The sequence below is a fragment of the Serratia grimesii NBRC 13537 genome, from assembly GCF_001590905.1.
Taxonomy (GTDB): domain Bacteria; phylum Pseudomonadota; class Gammaproteobacteria; order Enterobacterales; family Enterobacteriaceae; genus Serratia; species Serratia grimesii.
On the sequence record NZ_BCTT01000008.1, the window covers coordinates 104,479 to 127,672 of the forward strand.

At 51.7% G+C, this 23,194-nt stretch carries 25 protein-coding genes and 2 tRNA genes; 10 read left to right on the forward strand and 17 right to left on the reverse strand.

Features of this window, described 5'->3' with window-relative positions; genetic code table 11:
- Window positions 1–17: 17 nt before the first annotated feature.
- The 9 genes from nusA to rlmE all read right to left on the reverse strand — a co-directional run bounded on the left by nusA (window position 18) and on the right by rlmE (window position 8,002).
- Window positions 18–1,526 (reverse strand): transcription termination factor NusA, encoded by a 1,509-nt coding sequence (gene nusA, locus SGR01S_RS11260; protein ID WP_012004946.1) that lies wholly within the window; start codon window positions 1,524–1,526, stop codon window positions 18–20.
- A 21-nt stretch (window positions 1,527–1,547) separates the two neighbouring features.
- The gene (gene rimP / locus SGR01S_RS11265; RefSeq protein WP_004952852.1) at window positions 1,548–2,000 is read right to left on the reverse strand and encodes a ribosome maturation factor RimP; all 453 of its coding nucleotides are present in this window, start codon (window positions 1,998–2,000) and stop codon (window positions 1,548–1,550) included.
- A gap of 217 nt (window positions 2,001–2,217) precedes the next feature.
- Window positions 2,218–2,294: transfer RNA gene (locus SGR01S_RS11270), tRNA-Met, on the reverse strand.
- A 60-nt stretch (window positions 2,295–2,354) separates the two neighbouring features.
- A tRNA-Leu gene (locus SGR01S_RS11275) sits at window positions 2,355–2,441 on the reverse strand.
- A 78-nt stretch (window positions 2,442–2,519) separates the two neighbouring features.
- Complete coding sequence (gene secG, locus SGR01S_RS11280; RefSeq protein WP_020824951.1) at window positions 2,520–2,855, reverse strand: preprotein translocase subunit SecG; 336 nt, start codon at window positions 2,853–2,855, stop codon at window positions 2,520–2,522.
- A gap of 250 nt (window positions 2,856–3,105) precedes the next feature.
- Window positions 3,106–4,443, reverse strand: a complete 1,338-nt coding sequence (glmM, locus tag SGR01S_RS11285; RefSeq protein ID WP_061807498.1) for a phosphoglucosamine mutase — start codon at window positions 4,441–4,443, stop codon at window positions 3,106–3,108.
- A 7-nt stretch (window positions 4,444–4,450) separates the two neighbouring features.
- Window positions 4,451–5,284 (reverse strand): dihydropteroate synthase, encoded by an 834-nt coding sequence (folP, locus tag SGR01S_RS11290; protein WP_037423168.1) that lies wholly within the window; start codon window positions 5,282–5,284, stop codon window positions 4,451–4,453.
- 100 nt (window positions 5,285–5,384) lie between these two features.
- Window positions 5,385–7,316: an ATP-dependent zinc metalloprotease FtsH gene (gene ftsH / locus SGR01S_RS11295; protein ID WP_037423171.1), complete on the reverse strand. Its 1,932-nt coding sequence runs from the start codon at window positions 7,314–7,316 to the stop codon at window positions 5,385–5,387.
- A 56-nt stretch (window positions 7,317–7,372) separates the two neighbouring features.
- Window positions 7,373–8,002: a 23S rRNA (uridine(2552)-2'-O)-methyltransferase RlmE gene (rlmE, locus tag SGR01S_RS11300; RefSeq protein WP_012004940.1), complete on the reverse strand. Its 630-nt coding sequence runs from the start codon at window positions 8,000–8,002 to the stop codon at window positions 7,373–7,375.
- Between the two features lie 144 nt (window positions 8,003–8,146).
- On the opposite strand from rlmE, the gene yhbY reads away from it, so the two are divergent.
- Window positions 8,147–8,440, forward strand: coding sequence for a ribosome assembly RNA-binding protein YhbY (gene yhbY, locus SGR01S_RS11305; RefSeq protein WP_004933536.1), 294 nt, complete (start codon window positions 8,147–8,149; stop codon window positions 8,438–8,440).
- Between the two features lie 114 nt (window positions 8,441–8,554).
- Here the strand turns inward: yhbY and greA are convergent, their stop codons facing one another.
- Window positions 8,555–9,031, reverse strand: coding sequence for a transcription elongation factor GreA (gene greA / locus SGR01S_RS11310; RefSeq protein ID WP_037423174.1), 477 nt, complete (start codon window positions 9,029–9,031; stop codon window positions 8,555–8,557).
- A gap of 256 nt (window positions 9,032–9,287) precedes the next feature.
- Between greA and dacB the strand changes: the two genes are divergently transcribed.
- The 3 genes from dacB to pmrB are packed head-to-tail and all read left to right on the forward strand — an operon-like array spanning window position 9,288 to window position 12,453.
- On the forward strand, window positions 9,288–10,721 hold the full coding sequence (dacB, locus tag SGR01S_RS11315) for a serine-type D-Ala-D-Ala carboxypeptidase (protein WP_061807499.1): 1,434 nt from the start codon (window positions 9,288–9,290) through the stop codon (window positions 10,719–10,721).
- An 8-nt stretch (window positions 10,722–10,729) separates the two neighbouring features.
- Window positions 10,730–11,392 (forward strand): two-component system response regulator PmrA, encoded by a 663-nt coding sequence (pmrA, locus tag SGR01S_RS11320; RefSeq protein ID WP_037423181.1) that lies wholly within the window; start codon window positions 10,730–10,732, stop codon window positions 11,390–11,392.
- Complete coding sequence (gene pmrB, locus SGR01S_RS11325; RefSeq protein ID WP_037423184.1) at window positions 11,389–12,453, forward strand: two-component system sensor histidine kinase PmrB; 1,065 nt, start codon at window positions 11,389–11,391, stop codon at window positions 12,451–12,453. Before pmrA ends, pmrB begins: the two co-directional genes overlap by 4 nt.
- 49 nt (window positions 12,454–12,502) lie before the next feature.
- Here pmrB and cgtA read toward each other — a convergent pair whose 3' ends face one another.
- The 4 genes from cgtA to rplU form a co-directional block, all read right to left on the reverse strand.
- The gene (gene cgtA, locus SGR01S_RS11330) at window positions 12,503–13,675 is read right to left on the reverse strand and encodes an Obg family GTPase CgtA (protein WP_037423186.1); all 1,173 of its coding nucleotides are present in this window, start codon (window positions 13,673–13,675) and stop codon (window positions 12,503–12,505) included.
- A 16-nt stretch (window positions 13,676–13,691) separates the two neighbouring features.
- Window positions 13,692–14,663 (reverse strand): DMT family transporter, encoded by a 972-nt coding sequence (locus tag SGR01S_RS11335; RefSeq protein ID WP_061807500.1) that lies wholly within the window; start codon window positions 14,661–14,663, stop codon window positions 13,692–13,694.
- A gap of 112 nt (window positions 14,664–14,775) precedes the next feature.
- On the reverse strand, window positions 14,776–15,033 hold the full coding sequence (gene rpmA / locus SGR01S_RS11340; RefSeq protein WP_004933559.1) for a 50S ribosomal protein L27: 258 nt from the start codon (window positions 15,031–15,033) through the stop codon (window positions 14,776–14,778).
- Between the two features lie 17 nt (window positions 15,034–15,050).
- Window positions 15,051–15,362 (reverse strand): 50S ribosomal protein L21, encoded by a 312-nt coding sequence (gene rplU, locus SGR01S_RS11345; protein ID WP_037423192.1) that lies wholly within the window; start codon window positions 15,360–15,362, stop codon window positions 15,051–15,053.
- Between the two features lie 269 nt (window positions 15,363–15,631).
- Here rplU and ispB point away from each other — a divergent pair, with 269 nt between their 5' ends.
- On the forward strand, window positions 15,632–16,603 hold the full coding sequence (gene ispB / locus SGR01S_RS11350; RefSeq protein ID WP_037423195.1) for an octaprenyl diphosphate synthase: 972 nt from the start codon (window positions 15,632–15,634) through the stop codon (window positions 16,601–16,603).
- A gap of 48 nt (window positions 16,604–16,651) precedes the next feature.
- Here the strand turns inward: ispB and SGR01S_RS11355 are convergent, their stop codons facing one another.
- Window positions 16,652–17,002 carry a DNA-binding protein gene (locus tag SGR01S_RS11355; protein WP_037423198.1) on the reverse strand — a complete coding sequence of 117 codons (351 nt, stop codon included), beginning with the start codon at window positions 17,000–17,002 and terminating at the stop codon, window positions 16,652–16,654.
- Between the two features lie 181 nt (window positions 17,003–17,183).
- Between SGR01S_RS11355 and SGR01S_RS11360 the strand changes: the two genes are divergently transcribed.
- Window positions 17,184–17,444: a helix-turn-helix domain-containing protein gene (locus SGR01S_RS11360; RefSeq protein ID WP_037423200.1), complete on the forward strand. Its 261-nt coding sequence runs from the start codon at window positions 17,184–17,186 to the stop codon at window positions 17,442–17,444.
- Window positions 17,445–17,512: 68 nt separating this feature from the next.
- Here the strand turns inward: SGR01S_RS11360 and mdh are convergent, their stop codons facing one another.
- Window positions 17,513–18,451, reverse strand: coding sequence for a malate dehydrogenase (gene mdh / locus SGR01S_RS11365; RefSeq protein WP_037423203.1), 939 nt, complete (start codon window positions 18,449–18,451; stop codon window positions 17,513–17,515).
- Window positions 18,452–18,916: 465 nt separating this feature from the next.
- Between mdh and argR the strand changes: the two genes are divergently transcribed.
- The 3 genes from argR (at window position 18,917) to yhcN (SGR01S_RS11380) (ending at window position 20,443) form a co-directional block, all read left to right on the forward strand.
- Window positions 18,917–19,387, forward strand: a complete 471-nt coding sequence (gene argR, locus SGR01S_RS11370; protein WP_020824937.1) for a transcriptional regulator ArgR — start codon at window positions 18,917–18,919, stop codon at window positions 19,385–19,387.
- Between the two features lie 405 nt (window positions 19,388–19,792).
- Window positions 19,793–20,056 (forward strand): peroxide/acid stress response protein YhcN, encoded by a 264-nt coding sequence (gene yhcN, locus SGR01S_RS11375; RefSeq protein ID WP_037423207.1) that lies wholly within the window; start codon window positions 19,793–19,795, stop codon window positions 20,054–20,056.
- A gap of 123 nt (window positions 20,057–20,179) precedes the next feature.
- Complete coding sequence (gene yhcN, locus SGR01S_RS11380) at window positions 20,180–20,443, forward strand: peroxide/acid stress response protein YhcN (RefSeq protein ID WP_037423210.1); 264 nt, start codon at window positions 20,180–20,182, stop codon at window positions 20,441–20,443.
- Between the two features lie 198 nt (window positions 20,444–20,641).
- Here yhcN (SGR01S_RS11380) and mpl read toward each other — a convergent pair whose 3' ends face one another.
- Window positions 20,642–22,021, reverse strand: coding sequence for a UDP-N-acetylmuramate:L-alanyl-gamma-D-glutamyl-meso-diaminopimelate ligase (mpl, locus tag SGR01S_RS11385; RefSeq protein ID WP_061807501.1), 1,380 nt, complete (start codon window positions 22,019–22,021; stop codon window positions 20,642–20,644).
- A gap of 168 nt (window positions 22,022–22,189) precedes the next feature.
- Here mpl and fbp point away from each other — a divergent pair, with 168 nt between their 5' ends.
- A complete protein-coding gene (fbp, locus tag SGR01S_RS11390; protein WP_012004925.1) occupies window positions 22,190–23,194 on the forward strand; it encodes a class 1 fructose-bisphosphatase in 1,005 nt (334 codons plus the stop codon).

Below are 23,194 nucleotides of genomic sequence, written 5' to 3' on the forward strand. Positions count from 1 at the left end.
CTTCCTGCTACAGTTTATTACGCGTTGTCGCCAAACCAACAGATATTACGTGCGGCCATAATCAGCTCGCCGGCTTGCTCATCGCTAAGCCCTTCAATATCAGCCAGATCGTCAACACCCTGCTCGGCAAGATCTTCCAGCGTACAAACCCCACGCGCGGCCAGTTTAAAGGCCATGCTGCGCTCAAGACCCGGCAGGTTGAGCAAATCGTCAGCAGGTTTTTGGTCGCCCAGGCTTTCTTCTTGTGCCAGGGCCAGCGTGGTCAATGCAGCTTTGGCGCGATCGCGCAACGCTTCAACCATATCTTCATCCAGACCGTCGATTTCCAGCAACTCTTTGATTGGCACGTAAGCCAACTCTTCCAGAGTAGAGAAGCCTTCTTCAACCAGTACGGTGGCGAAATCTTCGTCAATATCAAGATGTTTGGTGAAGGTATCAATGGCGGCATGAGCTTCGGCCTGGTGCTTGGCCTGCAGATCGTCCGCCGTCATCACGTTCAGTTCCCAACGGTCATCGTCACGATGTTGTTTTAACAGCTGGGATGCCAAACGCACGTTTTGGCCATTACGGCCGATCGCCTGTGCCAGATTGCTGGCTTCAACGGCGATATCCATAGTGCAATTATCTTCATCAACAACGATCGAGGCAACGTCTGCCGGCGCCATAGCGTTGATGACGAACTGCGCTGGGTTATCATCCCACAGGATGATGTCGATACGCTCACCGCCGAGCTCACTCGAAACGGCCTGAACGCGCGCACCGCGCATACCGACGCAAGCACCGACAGGGTCGATACGCTTATCGTTGGTTTTCACTGCAATTTTTGCACGGGAGCCAGGATCACGGGCTGCCGCTTTAATTTCAATAACTTCTTCGCCGATTTCCGGTACTTCGATGCGGAACAGTTCTTTCAGCATCTCAGCGCTGGAGCGGCTGACAAACAGCTGTGCACCACGGGCTTCAGGACGAACAGCGTACAGGATGCCGCGGATGCGGTCGCCCGGACGGAAGTTTTCGCGTGGCAGCATGTCTTCACGACCAATCACTGCTTCAGCGTTGCTACCCAGATCCAGCGCAATGCTGTCACGGTTAACTTTTTTCACCACGCCGGTGACGATTTCACCTTCGTGCTGGCGGAAAGCATCAACAACCATGGCGCGCTCAGCTTCGCGTACTTTCTGTACGATAACCTGTTTTGCGGTCTGAGTAGTGATACGGTCAAAGGTAACAGACTCAATCTGATCTTCGATGTACCCGCCCAGCTCAATGCCTGGCTCTTCATACTGTGCAGCTTCCAGCGTGATTTCACGCGTTGGCTGAGTCACTTCATCTACGGCGACCCAACGGCGGAAGGTATCGAAATCACCCGTTTTGCGATCAATGCTGACGCGAACTTCGATTTCCTGCTCGTATTTTTTCTTGGTGGCGGTGGCTAATGCGGTTTCCAGCGCTTCGAAAATCTTCTCACGCGGAAGGGATTTTTCATTGGAAACAGCTTCAACAACAGCCAGAATCTCTTTATTCATCCTAGTTGCCTCATCCAAACTTTAAAAGTGGGGTACCAGGTTCGCTTTCTGGATATTGCTCAGCGCGAACACTTCATCTTTCCCTTCCACAGTAACCGTGATCATCTCGCCATCGACAGACTTAATAATGCCCTGCCATTTGCGACGGTTCTGTACGGCCATGCGCAGGACCAGGCTGACTTCTTCACCGAGGAAACGAGTATAGTGCTCTGCGGTGAACATCGGGCGATCAAGGCCAGGAGAGGAGACTTCCAAGTTGTAAGCGACTGTGATTGGCTCTTCAACGTCCAATACAGCGCTGACCTGGTGGCTGACATCAGCACAATCGTCAACATTGATGCCGTTTTCACTATCAATATAGATACGGAGCGTCGATTGGCGCGCACGAATAAATTCGATGCCTACAAGTTCAAAGCCCAACGCTTCTACCGGTGCCGAAAGCATCTCTGTTAATTTTTGCTCTAATGTGGACAAGCCCACCCCCAAGACATAAAAAAAGGGCCTAATAGCCCAGTGATTCTGTTGCCAAATAACAAAAAACCCCGAAAATTCGGGGCTTTATGCAACTGGACCCTGTTTGCCGCTAAGCGGCTTCGGTGCGACTTTCTAACAAGTGTCATTTTCAAATGTTGATCGAGAAAAGCGGAATTCAATCGAAAAGTGTATTTGAAAATAAACACTTAAAGGAAAGTGGTTGCGGGGGCCGGATTTGAACCGACGACCTTCGGGTTATGAGCCCGACGAGCTACCAGGCTGCTCCACCCCGCGTCCGAAAACGTGGCAAATATTACGCCGATAATCGCAAAATTGCAAGTTATCTCTGGGATTTGGTACCGAGGATGGGACTCGAACCCACAAGCCCGTTAGGGCACTACCACCTCAAGGTAGCGTGTCTACCAATTCCACCACCTCGGTACTGATTCTTACTGCTAACGGCTGTTATTTATATCGAGGTAACAACAACCGTTTTCAAACTCTGTTACTGCCTGGCGCTTACTGCGGGATATCGCTGCTCGGCTTGGTTGGTGCTGCCGGCGCGGTAGTCTGCTCAGATTTCACTGGCTGACCCAAATTTTCCCACTCGCTGCCTTTCTTGCTCTGGTTGGTGCTCAGATTGCCCAGGATCAGACTGATGACGAAGAACAACGTCGCCAGCACAGCCGTCATGCGGGTCATGAAGTTGCCGGAACCACTCGAACCGAACAATGTGCCAGATGCACCTGCTCCGAATGAGGCTCCCATATCAGCGCCTTTACCTTGCTGCAGCATAATCAGAGCTACCAGCCCGATTGAGATCAGCAGGAAAATTACCAGAAGAGCTTCGTACATAGTTGTACCCGTATCCTTGCGGCTTCACCGCGTGCCAAATGCTTCACACCCCATAGGCTTCTTTTCTAATAAGAAGTCGCAGGCGTTATATCAAACTGCCCACTGAAGCGGGTGTGAATACTAACCAAAGGCGCCAAACCGCGCAAGGGCAATTTGCAGCCACCGGCGCGTTTGCAGAAAAAAACACCAATAAAATGCGCAGGCTGTGATTTCCGGGGGCGCTAAGTGCCCCGAACGCAGTAATGACCAATTAACCTGCAGACTTCACCGCGTCGGCAATACGATGCGCCAGCGCAGTCACCTGCTGCTCATCTTCGCCTTCTACCATCACGCGGATCAGTGGTTCAGTGCCAGATTTACGCAACAGGACGCGGCCACGACCAGCCAATTCAGTTTCAACCTGCTCGGTGACTTTGCGCACTTCCTCGGACTCCAGCGGATTGTGTTCACCGACAAAACGCACATTGACCAGAATCTGTGGCAGCAATTTCATGCCGCTGCACAAATCATGCAGACTCATGCTATTGCGAACAATAGCGGTCAGCACCTGCAAACCGGCGACAATACCGTCACCCGTAGTGGTTTTGTCCAGCAAGATCACGTGGCCAGAGTTTTCCGCGCCGATGCGCCAGCCCAGCTCCTGCAGCTTTTCGAGTACATAGCGGTCGCCTACTTTGGCGCGCGCAAACGGGATACCCAGCTGTTTCAGTGCCAGCTCCAGCCCCATGTTGCTCATCAACGTGCCGACGGCGCCACCGCGCAGTTGCCCCTGACGCAGCCCTTCACGGGCAATGATGTAGAGAATCTGGTCGCCATCAACCTTGTTGCCCAGGTGATCCACCATCATCACGCGGTCACCATCGCCATCAAACGCCAGACCGACATGTGCCTTTTCCAACAGCACGCGTTCCTGCAATTGACGAACGTCTGTTGCGCCGCACTTTTCATTGATGTTCATGCCATCCGGCTCAACGCCGATAGCAATCACCGTGGCGCCCAGTTCGCGCAGAACACTCGGAGCAATGTGATAAGTCGCGCCGTTGGCGCAGTCCACCACAATTTTCAGGCCCTTCAGGCTCAGTTCACTCGGGAAGGTACCTTTACAGAACTCGATATAACGACCAGCGGCATCGATGATTCGGCTAGCCTTACCCAATTCTGAGGATTCTACACAGGTCAGCGGCTTTTCCATTTCGGCTTCAATAGCTTCTTCAACATGATCCGGCAGTTTCGCCCCGTCAATGGAGAAGAATTTAATGCCATTATCGTAAAACGGGTTATGCGATGCCGAGATCACAATACCGGCTTCTGCACGGAAGGTCCGCGTCAGATAGGCTACCGCCGGCGTCGGCATTGGGCCCGTGAAGGAGGCAGACAAACCTGCAGCGGCGAGACCCGCTTCCAACGCAGACTCCAGCATGTAGCCGGAAATGCGGGTATCTTTGCCGATGATAATTTTACGTGAACCATGGCGTGCCAATACCTTACCCGCCGCCCAGCCAAGCTTCAGAACGAAATCAGGGGTAATCGGGCTATCACCGACCTTGCCACGAATGCCGTCAGTACCAAAATATTTGCGCTCGCTCATGTCTCTGTCATCCCTTAGCTGAAAGTGTTGCCTCGACGACACGCATCGCCTCGACGGTTTCTTTAACGTCATGCACTCTGACAATCTGTGCGCCCTGCATGGCGGCGATCACCGCACAGGCCACGCTGCCGATGACCCGCTGATCAGGCGGTACATTCAGCAGTTGTCCAATCATCGACTTGCGCGACATCCCTACCAGTAACGGCAGGCCGAAGCGATGAAACTCTGACAATCTGGCCAGAAGCTGATAATTGTGCGCTAAATTCTTACCGAAACCGAATCCTGGGTCGAGCAGCAATTTCTGATTTGTAATTCCGGCAGCATGACAACGCTCGATATGCCGTTGGAAAAATGCGTGCACATCGCCGATAAGGTCATCGTAGTGCGGCGCCTGCTGCATGGTGCGCGGTTCCCCTTGCATGTGCATCAGGCACACCGGCAGGCCACTTTCTGCCGCCGCCGCCAGCGCACCCGGCTCCTGCAAAGAGCGAACGTCGTTGATCAGATGCGCGCCCGCCTGAGCCGACTCACGGATCACCCCAGCTTTCGAGGTATCCACAGAGATAAAGACTTCAAAACGCTGAGCAATCGCTTCGACTACCGGCACTACGCGTGCGATCTCTTCCTCTTCACTGACCTCTGCCGCCCCCGGTCTGGTCGACTCACCACCCACATCAATCATGGTCGCACCGGCCGAAATCAGTGCATGTGCATGTAGCAACGCCTGATTGAGCTGGTTGTGCTTGCCGCCGTCAGAAAAAGAATCCGGAGTTACATTGAGGATCCCCATCACCCTTGGATGGGAAAGATCGAGAGTCATGTCTCGCACGGTTAGCTGCATGGCTAATTCACCTTACTATTGCCTGATTGCCTGGTTTACTGCCCACCGGGCAATAAAAAACCCCGGCATGCCGGGGTTCGATGTTATTACACAGCTAAAGTTACTTGTCTAGCTGTTCAGACATGGTATTGCCTGGGTTTGGCGTACGCGGCTCATCAACCGGCGTTGGGGCTTTTGGTGTGCCACCATTGTCGGAGTTGCTGCCTTTACCCGCATCGTCCCAACCCGCTGGCGGACGCACGTCTTTACGGTTCATCAGATCGTCGATCTGTGGCGCATCGATGGTTTCATACTTCATCAGGGCATCCTTCATTGAATGCAGGATGTCCATGTTTTCCATCAATAACGCACGCGCACGGATGTAGTTGCGTTCGATCAGGGATTTAACTTCCTGGTCGATGATGCGCGCAGTTTCGTCAGACATGTGTTTAGCCTTGGCGACGGAACGGCCCAAGAACACTTCGCCCTCTTCTTCCGCATACAACAGTGGCCCCAGCTTCTCGGAGAAGCCCCATTGGGTCACCATATTGCGGGCAATCGAGGTCGCCACTTTAATGTCGTTCGACGCACCGGTAGAGACTTTCTCTGGTCCGTAAATGATCTCTTCAGCCAAGCGACCGCCATACAGAGTAGAGATTTGGCTCTCCAGCTTCTGACGGCTGGCGCTAATCGCGTCCCCTTCCGGCAGGAAGAAGGTCACACCCAATGCACGGCCACGAGGAATAATGGTTACCTTGTGTACCGGATCGTGCTCAGGAACCAGACGGCCGATAATGGCGTGGCCTGCTTCGTGATACGCGGTTGACTCTTTCTGCGCTTCAGTCATCACCATGGAGCGACGTTCCGCACCCATCATGATCTTGTCTTTGGCTTTTTCAAACTCAACCATCGACACGACTCGTTTATTGCCACGGGCAGCAAACAGTGCGGCTTCATTGACCAGGTTAGCCAAATCAGCACCCGAGAAGCCCGGGGTACCACGTGCAAGCACAGAGGCATCAACATCTGGAGCCAATGGCACACGACGTGAATGCACCTTAAGGATCTGTTCACGACCACGTACGTCTGGCAAGCCAACAACCACCTGACGGTCGAAACGACCTGGACGCAGCAACGCTGGGTCAAGCACGTCTGGACGGTTAGTTGCAGCGATGACGATAATGCCTTCGTTGCCTTCAAAGCCGTCCATTTCAACCAGCATCTGGTTCAGCGTTTGTTCACGTTCATCGTGACCACCACCCAGACCGGCGCCACGCTGGCGCCCGACGGCGTCGATTTCATCGATAAAGATGATGCATGGCGCTGCTTTTTTCGCCTGCTCGAACATGTCACGCACACGAGAAGCACCAACACCGACAAACATTTCAACGAAGTCGGAACCGGAGATGGTGAAGAACGGCACTTTTGCCTCACCGGCGATAGCTTTCGCCAGCAGCGTTTTACCGGTCCCTGGAGGGCCAACCATCAGCACACCTTTAGGGATCTTACCGCCCAACTTCTGGAAACGGCTCGGCTCGCGCAGGTATTCAACCAGTTCGCTCACTTCCTCTTTTGCTTCGTCACAACCTGCAACGTCAGCAAACGTGGTTTTGATCTGGTCTTCGGTCAGCATGCGGGCCTTGCTCTTGCCAAAGGACATCGCGCCCTTGCCGCCGCCGCCCTGCATTTGCCGCATGAAGAAGATCCAGACTCCGATCAGCAACAACATCGGGAACCATGAAATAAAGATAGAAGCCAGCAAACTCGGCTCTTCAGGCGGTTCACCAACAACTTTCACATTCTTGGTTAACAACGTATCCAACAGCTTAGGATCGTTGACAGGGATGTAGGTCGTGTATTTGTTACTGTCTTTCTTGGTAACGTTAATTTCACGTCCGTTGATTCGCGCTTCGCGAACCTGATCTTGGGTCAGTTCGGACATGAAGGTAGAGTAATCCACCCTACGGCCATTCGACTCGCTGGGCCCAAAGCTCTGGAATACAGACATCAACACTACCGCGATGACTAACCAGAGAATTAGGTTTTTCGCCATGTCACTCAAGGGATTAACCTCATATTACAACTGTGTTAACAAACAGCGTTAGGGTACTACAGCTTGCGCCCTGTCGCTACAATGTACACTTCGCGCGAACGTGCGCGGGAAGCGTCTGGCTTACGAATCTTAACCTTCGTAAACAGGGAGCGAATTTCCCGTAGGTACTCGTCAAAACCATCTCCCTGGAACACCTTCACCAGGAAACTTCCGCCTGGTGCGAGGACATCACGACACATTCCCAGTGCTAATTCCACCAGATACATCGATCTTGGAATATCGACGGCCGGAGTGCCACTCATATTCGGAGCCATGTCAGACATGACTACCTGAACCTTGCTTTCACCTACACGTTCCAACAGAGCCTTGAGCACCAGTTCATCACGAAAATCGCCCTGAAGGAAATCGACGCCAACGATAGGATCCATTGGCAAAATATCACAGGCGATAATGCGGCCGGAACCGCCGATCTGGGTCACGACATATTGCGACCAACCGCCCGGTGCCGCACCTAAGTCCACTACGGTCATGCCGGGTTTAAACAGTTTGTCACTCTGCTGTATTTCATCAAGTTTAAACCAGGCGCGCGAACGCAGCCCTTTTTTCTGCGCCTGTTGCACATATTTATCGCTAAAGTGTTCTTGTAACCAGCGACTGGAGCTAGCAGAACGCTTTTTATTAGCCATCTCGTTTTCCAACTATCATAAAAAGAGTCTTAATGTCAGGTTCGCTGCTCATGTAGACTCACACCGGTGAAGACCGATTTGGTGATATACATGAGATGGCGGTAGAATGTACCGTTTTCAATCCCAACTTAAGCAAAAAAGACAATGAATCTGAATAATAAACAAAAACAGCACCTGAAAGGCCTGGCGCATCCGTTAAAACCGGTTGTCATGCTGGGTAATAACGGTCTCACCGAAGGGGTGCTGGCTGAAATTGAACAGGCTCTGGAACATCATGAGCTGATCAAGGTAAAAATCGCTGCTGAAGATCGCGAAACCAAAACCCTGATCGCCGACGCTATCGTGCGTGAAACGGGTGCCTGCAACGTACAAGTTATCGGCAGTACTCTTATTCTTTACCGCCCATCTAAAGAGCGCAAGATCAGTCTACCGCGTTAATAAGCATTGGGTTAACGAAAAGGTGCCATGCACCTGATTCAGATAAAAGGCCGCGTGCGGCCTTTTTCCTTTCTTTACAAAACCCTGGCGAATTTCTGAACGAATAGCGAATGTTCAGAGATATTCAACCTTCAAGATCTCATAATCGACATCGCCGCCCGGTGTTTTTATCACGACCACATCGTCTTGTTCTTTACCGATCAAACCGCGCGCCATTGGAGAATTAACCGAAATCAGATTTTTCTTGAAATCGGCTTCATCGTCACCAACGATGCGGTAAGTCACTTCTTCTTCGCTATCCAGGTTCATCACCGAAACGGTGGAGCCAAAAATCACGCGGCCATTATTTGGCATCTTGGTGATGTCGATCACCTGCGCGTTCGACAACTTGGCTTCAATTTCCTGAATACGCCCTTCACAGAACCCTTGCTGCTCACGAGCGGCATGGTACTCTGCGTTTTCTTTCAAATCGCCGTGTTCACGGGCGTCAGCGATATCCGCAATGATTTTCGGACGGCGCACGCCTTTCAAATATTCGAGCTCTTCGCGCAGTTTTTCAGCGCCAAACAAGGTCATCGGAATCTGTTTCATCGTGTAAATACCTCTAAATCTTTCCTGTTCAAATAGCCGTCATCCTGACGTGTTCGTATGAAAAAACGGAGGGTACATGCCCGCCGCCTCCAGGCGATAAACAAAAGAAGCCTGACTCGGAACAGTTGCCCAAGTCAGGATCGATTTTGCATTTTGATACGCATTTTAGCGTAGAGTTCCTTGAGGGTCATCGTTTACTTTTTCCCTGAATGCACCGTAGTATGACGGCACGTTATCCAGCTGTTATACCGAGATTATGCGTTTTTCACGAATTGTCAGTGCATTGGCTTGCGCATTTGTTCTAAATGCGAATGCGGCCCCGGTTGAAGATTACACACAATATTTGCCTGATGGGGCCAACCTTGCCCTGGTAGTTCAGAAGATCGGCGCCGATACGCCGACCATCGATTATCATTCACAGCAAATGGCGTTACCGGCCAGTACCCAAAAAGTACTGACCGCGCTGGCTGCATTATTGCAGCTCGGCCCCGATTACCGCTTCACGACCACGCTGGAGAGCCAAGGTGATATCAGCGACGGCGTACTGCGCGGCAATTTGATTGCTCGCTTCAGCGGCGATCCGACCTTTAAGCGCCAGAGTCTGCGCAATATGGTCGCCATCCTGAAAAAGCAGGGTGTGCGCCAAATTACCGGTGATGTGCTGGTCGATACGTCAGTATTCGCCAGCCATGATAAAGCCCCTGGTTGGCCGTGGAACGACCTGACGCAGTGTTTTAGCGCACCGCCGGCAGCCGCGATTGTCGACCGAAACTGTTTCTCGGTGTCGCTGTACAGCGCGCCAAATCCGGGCGATATGGCTTTTATTCGCGTGGCCTCTTATTACCCGGTCAATATGTTCAGCCAGGTTCGTACACTGGCTAAAGGGTCGCCAGACGCTCAATACTGTGAGCTGGATGTTGTACCCGGTGAGCTAAATCGCTTTACTCTGACCGGCTGCCTGACCCAACGTAGCGATCCACTGCCGTTGGCCTTCGCCATCCAGGATGGCGCCAGCTATGCCGGAGCCATCCTGAAAGATGAGCTGACACAGGCTGGCATACAGATCGACGGTCACCTGAAGCGCCAGACCCAGCCGGGCCTTAAAGGGACCGTGATCGCACAAGCGCAGTCGGCACCACTACACGAACTACTGAAGATCATGCTGAAGAAGTCGGACAACATGATCGCCGATACCGTGTTCCGGACGATCGGGCATGAACGCTTTGGTGTCCCAGGAACCTGGCGTGCCGGTGCTGATGCTGTACGTCAGGTACTTCGTCAGAAAGCCGGTGTCGATTTGGGCAACAGCATCGTGGTGGACGGTTCAGGCCTGTCACGCCATAACCTGCTGGCCCCAGCGACCATGATGCAGGCACTTCAGTACATTGCGCAGCATGACAATGAGCTGAACTTTATTTCGATGCTGCCGCTGTCGGGCTACGACGGTACCCTGCGCTACCGCGGCGGGTTACACGAAGCCGGTGTTGACGGTAAGGTTTCTGCAAAAACCGGTGCGCTGCAAGGCGTATATAATCTGGCCGGGTTTATTACGACCGCCAGCGGTCAGCGCTTTGCATTCGTACAGTATCTGTCAGGTTATGCCGTACCGCCGGAAGATCAAAAACAGCGCCGCGCTCCGCTGGTGCGTTTTGAAAGCCGCCTGTACCGGGATATTTATCAGAATAACTGAGGATAATGATGAAACTGCTGATTGTGGAAGACGATGAGCTCCTGCAACAAGGATTGTCGCTGGCATTAGCTGGGGAAGGCTATGCCTGCGACTGCGCCGCCACGGCGGCGGAAGCCAGCGCCCTGCTCATCACTAGCCAGTACAGCATGATCATCCTCGATTTGGGCCTGCCTGACATGGATGGCGCCAGCCTGCTGCGGCAGTGGCGCCGTCAACAAGTCGACTTACCGGTACTCATCCTTACGGCTCGCGATGCCCTTGAAGACCGTGTAGATGGGCTAGACGCCGGTGCTGACGATTATCTGGTGAAGCCCTTCGCATTGGTTGAACTGCAAGCGCGTGTACGTGCCCTTATTCGTCGCTATCAGGGCCACAGTGACAATCTTATGCAGTTGGATGATCTCCAGCTCAATCTTTCCAGCCAACAGGTGTATGTTCAGCAGCAACCGGTGGAAGTCACACCGAAAGAATTTGCCATCCTGTCACGCCTGATGATGCGCGCCGGCCAAACGGTCAATCGCGAATTGTTACAGCAGGATCTTTATACCTGGCAGGATGATTTGGGCTCTAACACGCTAGAAGTTCATATTCATAACCTGCGCCGCAAATTAGGTAAGGACCGTATCCGTACCGTGCGTGGTATCGGCTACCGCCTGGAGTCTTCATCATGATCAGCATGCGCCGCCGTCTGTTACTGATGCTGGCGCTGATCCTTTTGGTCACCCAGCTCATTAGCGCCTTTTGGCTCTGGCACGAAAGTCAGGAGCAAATCAGCTTCCTGGTAGATGAAACCTTGTCGGCTAAAGTTCGCACCGAACGTGTCGATACGGAGATCGCCGAAGCCATAGCCTCGCTACTTGCTCCTTCGTTAATCATGATGATAGTCACTCTGCTGGCCTCATTTTGGGCTATCAGTTGGATTATCCGACCACTTAATCAACTCCAGGAACGACTGGAGAAGCGTTCCGCCGATAACCTGACACCACTCCCGCTCAACAGTGACAGTCTTGAAATGATGGCGGTTACCACCACACTCAACCAACTGTTCTCACGACTAGATAACACTATCCAGCAAGAACGGCTTTTTACTGCCGATGCCGCACACGAACTGCGCACGCCGCTGGCGGGGATCCGGCTGCATCTGGAACTCATGGAAAAACAGGGTATTCCGCAAAGCGGTCCGTTAATTGCCCGCATTGACCAACTGATGCACACCGTCGAACAATTACTGATGCTCGCGCGCGCCGGACAAGATTTTGCCAGCGGCCACTACCAACAGTTCGACTGGGTAAACAACGTAATCCAACCCCTGCAGGAAGAGCTCGAAGAATTGGTCGCACAGCGTGAACAAAAACTGCAATGGCAGCTGCCTGAAACCGCGCCGGTTCACGGTGACCCAGTACTGTTGCGCCTCTTGCTGCGTAATTTGGTGGAAAATGCCCATCGTTACAGCCCAAAAGGCAGCAACATTCGGGTACAACTTGCCGCGCAGAAACACGGTTATTTGCTACAAGTGATTGATGAAGGTCCCGGCATTAAAGAGAAAATGGTGGGCGAGCTCACCCAGGCGTTTCGTCGTATGGACCAGCGGTACGGCGGCAGTGGATTGGGGCTAAATATAGTGACCCGTATCGTACAACTGCATCAAGGACGCTTGACGATGGAAAACCGTCAGGATAGCAGTGGGCTAAATGCCCAATGCTGGCTACCGGAAAACGTGCTGAACAAGTAACGTCGATAAAAAAGGGCCCAGTGTTAACTGAGCCCTTCTCTTCACAAGATTACTTCTGGTAAACGATTTCGACGCCTTCGTCGTCATCTTCGTCCCAGTCATCATCCCAGTCGTCATCCGCTTCAGCTTCCACTTCTGCGAGTTGTTCACGGTGATAATCATCCCACATGAACTCGACTTTCTCCGGCGCGCTCTCTTCGATCGCCATCGCCTTCGGTTGGCTATTGATAAACTTCATCACATCCCAACACAGCGCGTTGACGCCTTCGCGATTAACGGCGGAGATCATGTAGTACTTGCCTTCCCAGCCCATGCTCTCTGCAATCGCCTTGGCACGCACGGCCGCTTCTTCCTCACCAATCACATCAATCTTGTTGAAAACAAGCCAGCGTGGCTTATCTGCCAGATTTGCGCTGTATTGATTCAACTCATTGATGATGATTTTGGCATTTTCTACCGGATCAGATTCATCGATAGGAGCGATATCCACCAAATGCAGCAATACGCGGCAGCGTTCCAGATGCTTCAGGAAGCGAATACCCAGCCCAGCACCGTCAGAAGCACCTTCGATCAACCCTGGGATATCGGCAACCACGAAGCTTTGTTCGTGATCCATACGTACCACACCCAGGCTTGGTACCAGCGTGGTAAACGGATAGTCAGCTACTTTCGGCTTGGCGGCGGATACTGCACGGATGAACGTCGACTTACCGGCATTTGGCAAACCGAGCATGCCCACATCGGCCAGCAGCAGCAGCTCCAGCAAGATGTCGCGCGCTTCGCCAGCGGTACCCAGCGTTTTCTGGCGTGGGGCGCGGTTAACTGATGATTTAAAACGGGTATTGCCTAAACCATGCCAACCCCCTTTCGCGACCATCAGAAGCTGACCATGGCGGGTCATGTCGCCGAGGATTTCGCCAGTGCCTTGATCTTGCACACGGGTGCCGACAGGGACTTTGATCGTAATGTCTTTACCACGCTTACCTGTACAGTCACGGCTTTGGCCGTTCTGACCACGTTCGGCGCGGAAAGATTTCTCAAAGCGGTAGTCGATCAGCGTGTTGAGGTTTTCGTCCGCCAACAAATAGACGTCGCCGCCATCGCCGCCGTCACCACCATCTGGTCCGCCGTTCGGGATATATTTTTCGCGGCGGAAGCTGACGCAACCATTACCACCGTCACCTGCAACGACCAAAATCGCTGCTTCATCTACAAACTTCATTTACCGTCTCCGTAAATCATTCACCGGGCTGCTTCAAAGGAGCAACCAGGCGGGTTTCTGCCCGTCGCGGCCACCAACGGTGACCTATTGCGGAAAACATGGCGCCCGCTACCACCACGAAAGCACCGACATAGCCAACGACATTTAATGTCGGGGCGGCGAATACGTGTGGCCAAGCCAACGCCAATAAATCTGAAAAAAGCAGGGTAAACAGCGGTGTCAGCGTCACTAACGCACTCACCTGCGCCGCCTGCCAGCGCGCCATTGCTTCCGCCAGCGCACCATAGCCAATCAGCGTGTTGGCGCCACAGAACAGCAAGCAGGCTAATTGCCAGCCGCTGAGCTGAAAAATCACCTCTGGCTTAGCCAGAGGAAATAAGGCTATTGCACATAAAGTGTACAACATTACCAGTATTTGCGGCGAGGCTAATCGGCGCAGCAACACTTTCTGCGCAACGCCATAAGTGACCCACACCATCGCCGCACACACGCCCAGCAGCACCCCAAGGGTGTAATCTGTCAGGCGAGTGAAAATCTCAATCAGGCTGACGTTAAAAAATAACAACAACCCAAAAATCAGCATCAACGCGCCTATCACCTGAGTGATGCGCATGCGCTCTTTTAAAATCAGTACGCTGGCAAACATCATGCCGACCGGTGACAGTTGGCCGATCACCTGCGATGCTGTCGGGCTGAGATACTGCAGCGAAGAGCTGAAGAAAATGAAGTTCCCCAGCAGGCCCGCTGTAGCGATAGCCAGAATCAGCAACCAGCGCGGTTGACGAAACAGGGTCACTGGCGGCAGCCTGCCGCGCACGGCTAAAATAAGACCCAGCCCAAGCGCAGCAATGGTAAAGCGATACCAAACGATGGTAAACGGCTCCATCACTACCAGCACTTCTTTCATCGCAATTGGCAATGCGCCCCAGCAAACCGCTGTAGTCACCGCCAGAGAAATGCCAATTCCGACCTGCTGTTTCGTTTCCATCTTACCTTTGCCAGCGCTAACGGGTCTGCATGCAAGCAGCCCAACACCCTAGAATGTAAAAAGCCCCGCAACGAATTGCGGGGCTTACATCTATTTAGTAAGGCTCGAAAAATTATTCAGCTTCGATGCTGATGAATTTACGATTGCTCGGGCCTTTAACTTCGAATTTGACTTTACCGTCTTTCAAAGCAAACAGAGTGTGGTCTTTGCCGCAACCCACGTTGGTACCAGCGTGGAATTTAGTGCCGCGCTGACGAACGATGATGCTGCCTGCCAGTACTGCTTCGCCGCCAAAGCGTTTTACGCCCAGACGTTTAGCTTCTGAATCGCGACCGTTACGAGTCGAGCCGCCAGCCTTTTTGTGTGCCATTAATCTGCTCCCCTAACTTAAGCGCTGATGCCGGTGATTTTAACGTCAGTGAACCACTGACGGTGGCCCTGCTGCTTACGATGGTGCTTACGACGACGAAACTTAACGATCTTAATTTTCTCGCCACGACCGTGAGCAACTACTTCAGCTTTGATCTTACCGCCATCGACGTAAGGAACGCCGATTTTGATATCTTCGCCATTAGCGATCATCAGAATCTGGTCAAACTCAACAGCTTCACCAGTTGCGATGTCCAGCTTTTCCAAGCGAACGGTTTGACCTTCGCTTACTCGGTGTTGTTTACCACCACTTTGGAAAACCGCGTACATATAAAACTCCGCTTTCCGCGTGCCCAACTGTTTAGTACAGAGCGCGCTATAAATATTCACAATAGGGCGCGAATTCTACGCAATAATCCCGCATATGACAAGAGCAGAATAAGACCAGAAGCAGAAAAAAGAAGAAAAAAAGCACAGTTTCTTTCATGGCGTTTATCTGAACCGTTTTTCAAGTACAATCAGGGGGACAGTTACCGCCATGTACCGATGTGAGCAGCGATCTCAACGCGGTGAAGAGAAACACAGCTGAAAAAAATACAATGAACCTAGAGCAAATTACCGAGTTAACCGCGCAAGATATGGCGGCCGTGAACGCAACAATTCTCGAACAGCTGAATTCTGATGTCACGCTCATCAATCAGCTTGGCTATTACATTATCAGTGGTGGCGGTAAGCGCATCCGCCCGATGATCGCCGTTCTGGCGGCCCGGGCTTTGCATTATCAGGGTGATAAACACATTACCGTTGCTGCGCTGATCGAATTCATTCACACCGCCACCTTGCTACATGATGACGTGGTGGACGAATCCGACATGCGTCGCGGCAAGGCAACAGCCAATGCCGCCTTCGGCAATGCCGCCAGTGTGTTGGTAGGCGACTTCATCTATACACGTGCTTTTCAGATGATGACGAGCCTGGAATCTCTCCGCGTGTTGGCGCTGATGTCCGAAGCCGTTAACGTCATTGCAGAAGGCGAAGTACTGCAGTTAATGAACGTGAACGATCCGGATATCACCGAAGAAAGCTACATGCGGGTGATCTACAGCAAAACCGCACGCCTGTTTGAAGCAGCAGCGCAATCTTCGGCAATCCTCTCAGACGCAAGCGTTGCAGAAGAAAAAGCACTGCAGGATTACGGTCGCTATCTTGGTACCGCCTTCCAGCTGATCGACGATCTGCTCGATTACAGCGCCGATGGCAGCACCCTGGGTAAAAATACCGGTGACGATCTCAACGAAGGGAAGCCGACATTGCCGTTGCTGCACGCCATGCATAATAGTGAAGGCGAGCAGAAAGCCATGATCCGCGGTGCAATTGAACAAGGCAACGGCCGTCATTTGCTGGAACCCGTACTAAAAGCCATGCAGCAATGCGGCTCGCTGGAATACACGCGCCAGCGCGCGGAGGAAGAAGCCGACAAGGCCATTGCCGCACTGCAGGTCCTGCCAGAATCATCCCATCGCACCGCGCTGGAAGGATTGGCACACCTTGCGGTTCAACGTGATTTTTAAGAAACAATAAACATCTGCTGTTTCCACAGACCCGCTCTGCGGGTCTGCTCATTTCTCCGGTAAGATTCTCGCCAACAGGCCACCGATCCCTTCACGCATCAAGAACGTCAATACTTTCTCACGCTCGCTCTCTGTCAGGTGATAGAAATACTCAATCCACACCGTAAGTGGATCCTGACGTTCAACGTCATAATGCGCAGAGTCTTCTTTCAATATCAGAAGATTACGTGTGTTATTCGGCAAGCTGTCGATATGATATTCCAGCGCCTTGCCTTGTACGCCTTTACGGCGTCGGCTGGTCCAGCCTTCACGGCGCGCCATCAAATTTATTCCCTGTGGTGAGGAAGGTAACCCTGCCACGCCTGTCAGTTCCTTGGCGGCAAACCACTCTTTTTTCATAGCCATGATCTCTGGGAAAGTTGGCAAATATCTTTTTTTGGAAACTATTGGGGTATTTTTTTAGAAACTTAGTGGTATGCTAGTTTCCGCATAAGCGATTCATGTTGTTTAAACGATTAATCTTGACCTGTTAGTTATACCACTAACAGAACTTTCGCTAATCAAAAAAAGGAATGCAAACATGAACTCAGAGAACAAGGACTGGCACCCGGCGGATATCATTGCGGCTTTACGTAAGAAGGGGACAACACTGGCAGCGGTATCGCGCAAAGCGGGGCTTAGCTCATCAACATTGGCAAATGCATTGTCACGCCCCTGGCCAAAAGGGGAATGGTTAATTGCCGAAAGTCTCGACATACACCCTGCAGAGATCTGGCCAAGCCGTTATTTCGATCCACATACCCATAATCTGCTGGATCGAAAAGCGCGCATTCGGTCATAACCGCAGGCATAAAAAAACCGCCGGAACCTTGTCCGGCGGCTTATGCATACTCTTACGTCGTTGGTTGATCAGTTATTGATAAACTTTTCGCCCAGTTCAATATCTTTATGCAGCACATCCAGCATGTCTGTCAGCGCTTTCTGCTCGAATGCGCTCAGAGTGCCGATGTCTTTGCGTTCTTCAACGCCGTTTTTACCCAGCACCAGCGGCTGTGCGAAGAAGCGAGCATATTTGCCATCACCTTCCACATAAGCACATTCCACCACGCCTTTTTCGCCTTGCAGCGCACGAACCAGGGACAGGCCGAAACGTGCCGCTGCCTGACCCATTGACAGCGTTGCAGACCCGCCACCGGCTTTGGCTTCAACGACTTCGGTACCCGCATTCTGAATGCGTTTGGTCAGATCAGCCACTTCCTGCTCGGTAAAGCTCACGCCAGGGATCTGTGACAACAGTGGCAGAATGGTCACACCAGAGTGCCCACCGATAACTGGCACGTTCAACTCTTCTGGCTGCTTGCCTTTCAGCTCAGCTACGAAGGTGTTAGAACGGATAATGTCCAGCGAGGTGACGCCGAACAATTTGTTTTTGTCATACACGCCGGCTTTCTTCAGCACTTCTGCTGCGATAGCCACGGTGGTGTTAACCGGGTTGGTAATAATGCCGATGCAGGCTTTCGGGCAGGTTGTTGCCACTTGCTGAATCAGATTACGCACGATACCCGCGTTCACGTTGAACAGATCTGAACGGTCCATACCTGGCTTACGTGCAACACCGGCAGAAATCAACACAACGTCTGCGCCATGCAGAGCTGGCGTTGCGTCTTCGCCACTGAAGCCTTTGATTTTAACTGCGGTAGGGATGTGGCTTAAATCGACGGCAACGCCTGGAGTCACAGGGGCAATGTCGTAGAGAGAGAGTTCAGAACCTGAAGGAAGCTGGGTTTTGAGTAGAAGGGCGAGGGCCTGGCCAATACCGCCAGCAGCACCGAGAACTGCAACTTTCATCCTATACTCCTTTATTATCTTAAATATATAAAGCGCCGTGAATATGTTTGTTACGGACCTTAGATTATTACACCTTTAAAAACAATCTCTTAACAGTTCGTTTGAGAACTGGCGCAATAAAACAACCGATGTCGCGCTCATTTTAGATTAAATAGCTTACGCATTAAGGGCATAGCGCACACTAATCAAAAATATTGCGAGGTTATTCACGAGCAAGTTAACCGGCGGTTACATTACACCCTTACATAACATCAGAACAACATCATTTTAATAACATTTTCTTTACCACCACAGACGACTTTTAGGTCACTGAAAGGGCATATTCATGGGGTACGGATTTTGTTAAAATGCCGCCCTTTCCTCATTGTCCGGGCATTATTGTTTTTCCTGGGCGTCCTTTTATTGCATAAAAATTCATTTATATGCATAATAATCACTTCCATTGTCAACATTCTACGGTGCAAAATGCGTAATCCCGCAAAGCAGGAAGATCTGATCAAAGCGTTTAAAGCGTTATTGAAAGAAGAAAAATTCAGTTCTCAAGGCGAGATCGTTTTGGCGCTGCAAGAAGAAGGCTTCGAAAACATCAACCAATCCAAAGTATCGCGCATGCTGACCAAGTTCGGCGCAGTGCGTACGCGCAATGCCAAGATGGAAATGGTGTATTGCCTTCCAGCAGAACTCGGTGTGCCGACCACCACCAGCCCGCTGAAGAACCTGGTGCTTGATGTCGACCATAATGATGCCGTGGTCGTCATCCATACCAGCCCTGGCGCAGCACAGTTAATTGCCCGTTTGTTGGATTCATTAGGGAAATCCGAAGGGATCCTGGGCACCATTGCCGGTGACGACACTATTTTTGTTACCCCAGCCAGCAGTTTTACCGCGCGCCAGTTATACGAAGCCATCCTGACGCTGTTTGAACAAGAGTTATGATGCTTAACGCTAACAAAATGCGGCTAGCCGTCGCGTTTTGTTAGCGTTTCTTTAACCCTATCCTTACGTTCCCTTCATCCCCTACCACGTATAACTCTAGATTTCCTTCGCGCCACAACACTTTTCAATGACATTTCTGTGTAGCCAGTGATAGCTACTGCAATCTTCCGCACTTTTGGTCAAAAGAACTTACCTTATTGAAATTACATAAATTTAACATCAAAAGATCGTTTTATAACCTGTTTTTATTCCTTTTAGTTATAAAAAATGAGTGACTCCATAATAAAGTTTCACTAGAAACTGTTAGCTAACTATTAATTTTTAGCGTTACTAGATGTATACTCATTTCCGTGACGTAAATCACAGTTCACTGGAACTGATAAAAGAATACGATGAGGTCAAACCATGAAAATTAAAGCTACCATTGCAACCATGAGCGTTCTGTCCATGCTTTCTTTCGGCGCATTTGCAGCACAATCTGTTGATGCAAGCCAAGCAGAAAAAATGCAGGCTGCAGGCACAATTACCGTTAGCGGCGTAGCCGGTGCACCTTCCGACATCCGTCAGGCACTGTCTGAGAAAGCCGATGCCAAAGGGGCAACCGCTTACCGTGTAATTGAAGCGCGTAACGAAGGCAACTTCCACGCTACCGCAGAAATTTATAAATAAGTACAAGGCGTTACCCGGAAACGGGCAATAGAACTCTGGAACCCAGTACCCCGATAACAGCCTTCAAGTATAAAAACGCTGAAAAAGCCCTTCCAGGCGGTTATCGCAACAGGACTTAATATCATGAGCATGAAAACTACCCTCGTCGCACTCAGCCTGCTGTCAGTTGTTTCCTTCGGTGCTTCTGCCGCTGCGTTAATCACAAATGACCAGGCCAATAATCTTCAGTCTGCCGGTACCATTACCGTCAGCGGCATTACCGGCGCGCCTTCCGATATTCGTCAGGCACTGTCTGACAAGGCTGACAAACAAGGCGCTAAAGCCTACCGCGTGATCGAAGCCTACGAAAACGGCAACTGGCATGCGACTGCCGAAATCTATAAATAACAATTCAGAGGACATGCTTACCGAACTGATTACCCTCGTCACTGCCACTGCCGAGTTCTGTCGTAAGCACTGATTCCCTGAAGAAGCTTCGTCGTCCTATCCGACGAACCCCGTTGCCCTCGCTCGCGAGGGCTTTTTTATGCGCAAAAAAGGGCCGCTGCCGGCCCTTAGAAAGGTTTTTAACGCCACCCTATATTATCAATAGGTGACTTTCGGTTCCGACTTGTGAGCCAGAGCCTCCAACAGGCGATCGTGGATACCGCCGAAACCGCCGTTACTCATCACCAGAATATGGTCACCCGGCTGGGCCGTTTTCACAATCATCTCTACCAACGTGTCGAGATCGGCACTCCAATGGGCTGGCTGCACGCAGGCTTCGGCCACTTCCGCCACCTGCCAGGGGATATGGTGCGGCTGGAACAGGAATACTTCATCGGCACGGCCCAGCGACGGGGCCAGGTCGTTCTTGCTGATGCCCATTTTCATGGTATTGGAACGGGGCTCAAGCACGGCAAGAATTCGGGCAGTACCGCCGACCTTGCCACGCAGCGCGGCCAGGGTCGCCAAGATAGCCGTTGGGTGATGGGCAAAGTCATCATAGACCGTCACACCATGGGCTTCACCACGTAATTCCAGACGGCGGCGCGCATTGACGAAATCACCGAGCGCACGGCAAGCATCCGCAGGCATCACACCAACATGGCGCGTAGCGGCAATGGCCATTAAACCATTATGCATGTTGTGTTCACCCACCAGCGACCACTTAACTTCCCCCACCTGCTCACCATTAAGGAATACCGCATAATGGCTGGCGTCCGGTGTTAGCTTCTGTGCACGCCATGCGCCTTCTTCCCCGACCAGCTCCTGCTCGCTCCAGCAGCCCATCGCCATCACCTGTTTCAAGTGATTGTCGTTGTCAGGCAAAATAATTTTGCCCTTGCCTGGCACCAAACGCACTAAATGATGGAACTGTTTCTGGATTGCTTTCAGATCATCGAAGATATCGGCATGATCAAACTCCAGATTATTCATGATCAGCGTACGTGGGCTGTAATGCACAAACTTGGAACGCTTGTCGAAGAACGCGCAGTCATACTCGTCAGCTTCGATCACAAAGAACGGGCTGTCGCCCAAGCGAGCAGAAACGTCAAAGTTGCCAGGAACACCGCCGATCACAAAGCCCGGTTTATATCCGCAGACTTCAAGGATCCAGGTTGCCATACCGGCAGTGGTCGTCTTACCGTGAGTCCCGGCAACGGCCAGTACCCAGCGATCGCGCAGCACATAGTCATGCAACCACTGTGGGCCAGAAACGTAAGGGATCCCCTGCTCCAGTACCGCTTCAACACAGGGGTTGCCGCGTGTCATGGCGTTACCAATGATCACCAGATCCGGCATGGGATCCAACTGAGCAGGATCGTAGCCTTGGATCAGTTCGATCCCTTCTTTTTCCAACAGCGTGCTCATCGGCGGATAGACATTAGCGTCAGAGCCGGTCACCTCATGCCCTAGCGAACGTGCCAGCACCGCTAGCCCGCCCATAAAGGTGCCACAGATCCCAAGAATGTGAATGCGCATAGTTTTCTCATAGAGTACGTCGAATGTTGGCTTATTCTAACGCCCAGAATCGTCCAGAAGAAATGGATTTGCCTATGAATAGCGCTCATCTTTGGGCTACACTGCTCGCGAATACGTTGGCGGTATGTTAACAAACCGCTACCCATCCGTAGATTCAGGGATTGTGTCATGAAAACGTTAGGCGAATTTATCGTCGAGAAACAGCACGACTTCTCTCACGCCACCGGCGAGCTGACTGCGCTACTTTCTGCAATTAAACTGGGCGCCAAAATCATCCACCGCGATATCAACAAAGCGGGTCTGGTTGATATTCTGGGCACCAGCGGCGTTTCCAATGTACAGGGTGAAGTTCAGATGAAACTGGACCTGTACGCCAATGAAAAGCTGAAAGCGGCGTTGAAAGCGCGCGGTGAAGTTGCGGGTATCGCTTCCGAAGAAGAAGATGAAATCGTGATATTCGACGGCGAGCGGGCTGAAAATGCCAAGTATGTGGTACTGATGGATCCATTGGACGGTTCGTCCAATATTGATGTCAACGTCTCGGTCGGTACGATTTTCTCTATCTATCGTCGCATTACCCCGGTAGGCATTCCGGTGACCGAAGAAGACTTCCTGCAACCGGGCAGTGCTCAGGTCGCTGCTGGCTACGTAGTTTATGGTTCATCCACCATGCTGGTGTACACCACCGGTTATGGCGTGCATGCCTTTACTTACGATCCGTCTCTGGGCGTGTTCTGCCTGTCCCATGAGAAAGTGCGCTTCCCAGCCACTGGCAATATGTATTCCATCAACGAAGGTAACTACATCAAGTTCCCGCGCGGTGTGAAAAAATACATCAAGTATTGCCAAGAACAAGACGAAGCAACACAACGTCCTTACACCTCCCGCTACATCGGTTCACTGGTTGCCGACTTCCACCGCAACCTGCTGAAAGGCGGCATCTACATTTATCCAAGCACCGCTAGCCACCCACAAGGCAAGCTGCGTCTGCTGTATGAATGCAACCCGATGGCGTTCCTGGCAGAACAAGCCGGTGGCAAAGCCAGTGACGGTAAAAACCGTATTTTGGACATTACCCCGGTGAAACTGCACCAGCGTGCACCGTTCTTCGTCGGCACCAAATCTATGGTTGAAGACGCAGAACGCTTTATCGCCGAAAATCCGGACGAATAA

Coding starts and splice junctions, on each gene's coding strand:
- nusA (WP_012004946.1), bottom strand. CDS start 1,526: ATGAATAAAGAGATTCTGGCTGTTGTTGAAGCTGTTTCCAATGAAAAA.
- secG (WP_020824951.1), bottom strand. CDS start 2,855: ATGTACGAAGCTCTTCTGGTAATTTTCCTGCTGATCTCAATCGGGCTG.
- glmM (WP_061807498.1), bottom strand. CDS start 4,443: ATGAGCGAGCGCAAATATTTTGGTACTGACGGCATTCGTGGCAAGGTC.
- folP (WP_037423168.1), bottom strand. CDS start 5,284: ATGCAGCTAACCGTGCGAGACATGACTCTCGATCTTTCCCATCCAAGG.
- ftsH (WP_037423171.1), bottom strand. CDS start 7,316: ATGGCGAAAAACCTAATTCTCTGGTTAGTCATCGCGGTAGTGTTGATG.
- rlmE (WP_012004940.1), bottom strand. CDS start 8,002: ATGGCTAATAAAAAGCGTTCTGCTAGCTCCAGTCGCTGGTTACAAGAA.
- yhbY (WP_004933536.1), top strand. CDS start 8,147: ATGAATCTGAATAATAAACAAAAACAGCACCTGAAAGGCCTGGCGCAT.
- greA (WP_037423174.1), bottom strand. CDS start 9,031: ATGAAACAGATTCCGATGACCTTGTTTGGCGCTGAAAAACTGCGCGAA.
- dacB (WP_061807499.1), top strand. CDS start 9,288: ATGCGTTTTTCACGAATTGTCAGTGCATTGGCTTGCGCATTTGTTCTA.
- pmrA (WP_037423181.1), top strand. CDS start 10,730: ATGAAACTGCTGATTGTGGAAGACGATGAGCTCCTGCAACAAGGATTG.
- pmrB (WP_037423184.1), top strand. CDS start 11,389: ATGATCAGCATGCGCCGCCGTCTGTTACTGATGCTGGCGCTGATCCTT.
- cgtA (WP_037423186.1), bottom strand. CDS start 13,675: ATGAAGTTTGTAGATGAAGCAGCGATTTTGGTCGTTGCAGGTGACGGT.
- SGR01S_RS11335 (WP_061807500.1), bottom strand. CDS start 14,663: ATGGAAACGAAACAGCAGGTCGGAATTGGCATTTCTCTGGCGGTGACT.
- rpmA (WP_004933559.1), bottom strand. CDS start 15,033: ATGGCACACAAAAAGGCTGGCGGCTCGACTCGTAACGGTCGCGATTCA.
- rplU (WP_037423192.1), bottom strand. CDS start 15,362: ATGTACGCGGTTTTCCAAAGTGGTGGTAAACAACACCGAGTAAGCGAA.
- ispB (WP_037423195.1), top strand. CDS start 15,632: ATGAACCTAGAGCAAATTACCGAGTTAACCGCGCAAGATATGGCGGCC.
- SGR01S_RS11355 (WP_037423198.1), bottom strand. CDS start 17,002: ATGAAAAAAGAGTGGTTTGCCGCCAAGGAACTGACAGGCGTGGCAGGG.
- SGR01S_RS11360 (WP_037423200.1), top strand. CDS start 17,184: ATGAACTCAGAGAACAAGGACTGGCACCCGGCGGATATCATTGCGGCT.
- mdh (WP_037423203.1), bottom strand. CDS start 18,451: ATGAAAGTTGCAGTTCTCGGTGCTGCTGGCGGTATTGGCCAGGCCCTC.
- argR (WP_020824937.1), top strand. CDS start 18,917: ATGCGTAATCCCGCAAAGCAGGAAGATCTGATCAAAGCGTTTAAAGCG.
- yhcN (WP_037423207.1), top strand. CDS start 19,793: ATGAAAATTAAAGCTACCATTGCAACCATGAGCGTTCTGTCCATGCTT.
- yhcN (WP_037423210.1), top strand. CDS start 20,180: ATGAGCATGAAAACTACCCTCGTCGCACTCAGCCTGCTGTCAGTTGTT.
- mpl (WP_061807501.1), bottom strand. CDS start 22,021: ATGCGCATTCACATTCTTGGGATCTGTGGCACCTTTATGGGCGGGCTA.
- fbp (WP_012004925.1), top strand. CDS start 22,190: ATGAAAACGTTAGGCGAATTTATCGTCGAGAAACAGCACGACTTCTCT.